The following is a 273-nucleotide window of genomic DNA, read 5'->3' on the forward strand; positions in this document are numbered from 1 at the left end:
TGCGGGACTTAACCCAACATCTCACAACACGAGCTGACGACAGCCATGCAGCACCTGTATCAGAGTTCCCGAAGGCACCAAACCATCTCTGGTAAGTTCTCTGTATGTCAAGTGTAGGTAAGGTTCTTCGCGTTGCATCGAATTAAACCACATGCTCCACCGCTTGTGCGGGCCCCCGTCAATTCATTTGAGTTTTAACCTTGCGGCCGTACTCCCCAGGCGGTCTACTTAATGCGTTAGCTTTGAAAAACAAGTCCGAGGACCCGAGCTTCG

At 51.3% G+C, this 273-nt stretch carries 1 rRNA gene; it reads right to left on the bottom strand.

From position 1 onward, the window contains the following. Nucleotides 1-273, bottom strand: a 16S ribosomal RNA gene (locus tag CWB85_RS21150); the annotation flags it as partial.

Source organism: Pseudoalteromonas sp. S1727 (genome assembly GCF_005886375.1).
GTDB lineage: Bacteria > Pseudomonadota > Gammaproteobacteria > Enterobacterales > Alteromonadaceae > Pseudoalteromonas > Pseudoalteromonas haloplanktis.